Consider the following 3,000-nt stretch of genomic DNA (forward strand, 5'->3'; position numbering starts at 1 on the left):
CTCCGAAGAAATGTTTGACTTGCTCATTTTGCTTTTTGATAGTGTGTGCTCACTTAAAAAATTAACGTTGGCGCTTTGTTTTGTTCAGTTTTCAAAGAGCAATTTTATCGTCGTTCTTTCGAACAACTTGTTTATTCATCATAACACGCTATTGATTAGTTGTCAACTTCTGCGAAGTTTTTAACTTATTTTAAATCGCTGTGTTTTTCAGCGACCATTTCATCTTAACACTATCATAATAAGAAGTCAATAGTTATTATTTCTTTTAGTAAGCTACCAAAAGTGGATGATTTTTTTGTTTGTCGTACTTGGTGCTTATTTATATTAATCCTTTCCTACCTTAAAGTCAACACATTATATATATAAATTTCAATTTTATTTTAAGCTCTAGTAAGAATGCCCTTTATTATGAAGAAACAATACCTATAATTCTTCTTGGTATGCAGCCTTCATTGTAAAACCACCAGGATAGTGACTGCCTCTAAGATAGTTTGTCTTGAGAGATTGCTACTCTTATAAGATGCACCTTCGACCTTTAAGGGATCAATCAACTGAAAACCTTCTACCCCAGCACAAAACCGTTGCGGTCTGCAGCAGCATGAAATGAATAGGTAAACTGTTTTGTTCGTTCATCTTTTACTATAGTAGCCACTCTCAGGGTCAGTTGTACTTTCTTTAATTTCTTTGGTTTCTTCTTTATCAAATTTATCCGGTCGAAAAGGCTTAACTTTCTTTCTGAAGCAGTCATTAAGATACGATAAAAAATCTGTTCAAACAGGTCTGTATCTTTAAAGCGACGCTCATAACTTTCCCGAACGTTGAGAAGTGAGGTACTTTATCATGGAAACCGTAACCTAAAAACCAACGGTAAGCCATATTCGTTTCAACTTCTTCAATCGTTTTACGCATYGAACGAATACCGAAGGTATATTGAATGAATGTCATTTAACTAAAATAACTGGATCAATACTTGGGCGCCCTATACATCTCTTTCACCAAGTCATAAATGAAAGTGAAGTCAATGGCCCCCTCAATTTTACGAACCAAATGGTTCGCTGGCACCAGTTGATCCAAAGTAATCATTTCAAGTTGATCTCGCTGAATAGAATTTTGTTTCGAAAGCATCGTCATCACCTCAAGTTTTAATACTCCTATATTAAAACAAAAAAAACTGTAGCCAAAAGTGTTTATATCTAATTGTTAAAACAAAGTTGATTGGAACGGAAGGTGCGAGACTCCTGYGGGAAAAGCGTGTCCAAGGGAGACCCCACAGGCGCAATGGCGCCGAGGAGGCTCCCTGACCGCCCGCGGAAAGCGAGTGCCCTACGTTCCAATCAACGTTCGAATTTTTACAACCCCTCAAAAAAACTGAAGACAAGACCGTTTATACGGTCTTGTCTTTATCGCTTTTTTCTTCATATTTGATATTGTGTTTTGTATCTTCTGCAGGGTGATTTCTTTTAACATCATCTTTTTTTCCCATAACCATGTCATCATAAGGTGTATACATGTTAGAAGGCGTTTTCTTTTTGAAAATCATTCTGTAACCAATCAGCCCTATAATGCCAACCACAATTATAGTAAATACATACGCCACCATACATATCCCCCCAAAAAAGTTACTATATAAATTGAACTTATCAATGTAGTAAATGATTATTACCATATTATAACATATAACTAGTGGGTCAAGGTTACTCTGGTATCCCTTCAATCTCTCTTTTTTTGCGCACTATTTCCTACTTGATTGCGTGAAATTATTGTTTTTTAAGGATGGTGTTTATCTCTAGATTTTTTTAAAAAAAAGCACAGCTGACTTATCCATTGAAGAAAAACAAATTCTTATTCTATAAAATCAAATGAAGTAAATAATCATAAAATTTACAAAAGGTAATAAAAGTAAGGCGATATTGGAAAAGTGGAGTGAAGCATACTTAGAGAAGGAGATCACATCAATTTTAAGTAAATCACAATTTTATTATCAACAAATGCCACAAGATAATAACCGTTTTATTCATATGGTTAGTAAACTACTACCATTTTCTTTTCTATTAAGTAGACATCTACCGGTATAGGGAAACGATAGACTTATAACCAATAAGAGATTAATGGGATCTTATTTTAGAACAAAAAATGGCGAATACCCATAAGAGCACCGCCGTATAAAGTAATATAAAGAAAATGGCATCAAAAATACACCTCTAAAAATGGATTTTTTTTAAAGGTTTAAGCCAGATTCGCGCTTTTTTGTGGGTACGGTACTCTTCCCAAATCGTTGGTAGTGGTGCTTCCACTTGATGGTAAAACGTTTCAATATTAATCAATATATAAATTATTATCACCTAAGAATTGAATCACATATTATTGAAGCTTTACATTAATAAAGACTCCAACAGATTTTATCTTGTTTCCTTTACGCATTAGTCTTCCAGTTGCTCTAATTTTTGACGCTTCCTCATGCTTCCTTTTCAATAATGCGGAACCTGGCTTAATTTGTAATCCATACTTACAACCCAAAATTGCGTTATAATTTTTGTTCTGCACTTTTCAAATTATATAAACACAAAAAAGACCAGCCAAGGATGGCTGATCTTTTCAAAATGGCTTGGCGGCGTCCTACTCTCACAGGGGGAAACCCCCAACTACCATCGGCGCTGAAGAGCTTAACTGCCGTGTTCGGAATGGGAACGGGTGTGACCTCTTCGCTATCGCCACCAAACAATAAAGGAACGTTGTTCCTTCAAAACTAGATAATAAGAAGGTATTTSATTTTTTAAAGCGTGGTTAAGTCCTCGATCTATTAGTATCAGTCAGCTCCACATGTCGCCACGCTTCCACCTCTGACCTATCAACCTGATCATCTTTCAGGGATCTTACTAGCTTGCGCTATGGGAAATCTCATCTYGAGGGGGGCTTCATGCTTAGATGCTTTCAGCACTTATCCCGTCCGCACGTAGCTACCCAGCTATGCCTTTGGCAAGACAACTGGTACACCAGCGG

2 protein-coding genes, 2 rRNA genes and 1 pseudogene are annotated in these 3,000 nt (G+C 36.2%); 1 reads left to right on the top strand and 4 read right to left on the bottom strand.

What is annotated here, in order from left to right; translation table 11 throughout:
• On the top strand, positions 1-184 hold a 184-nt coding region (locus AC1DUW_RS24730), incomplete at its 5' end, for a hypothetical protein (protein WP_477643716.1).
• Positions 185-565: 381 nt separating this feature from the next.
• Here AC1DUW_RS24730 and AC1DUW_RS24735 read toward each other — a convergent pair.
• From AC1DUW_RS24735 to AC1DUW_RS24750, 4 genes and pseudogenes are all read right to left on the bottom strand, one after another.
• Positions 566-1,125 (bottom strand): annotated as a pseudogene (locus tag AC1DUW_RS24735) (transposase); the annotation flags it as partial.
• Between the two features lie 259 nt (positions 1,126-1,384).
• Entirely contained in the window at positions 1,385-1,600 is a 216-nt protein-coding gene (locus AC1DUW_RS24740) for a DUF3951 domain-containing protein (RefSeq protein ID WP_053349119.1), read from the bottom strand.
• A gap of 1,003 nt (positions 1,601-2,603) precedes the next feature.
• A 5S ribosomal RNA gene (gene rrf, locus AC1DUW_RS24745) occupies positions 2,604-2,719 on the bottom strand.
• Positions 2,720-2,780: 61 nt separating this feature from the next.
• Positions 2,781-3,000, bottom strand: a 23S ribosomal RNA gene (locus tag AC1DUW_RS24750); the annotation flags it as partial.

This window comes from Peribacillus sp. P4_C12, assembly GCF_056402095.1.

Coding starts and splice junctions, on each gene's coding strand:
- AC1DUW_RS24740 (WP_053349119.1), bottom strand. CDS start 1,600: ATGGTGGCGTATGTATTTACTATAATTGTGGTTGGCATTATAGGGCTG.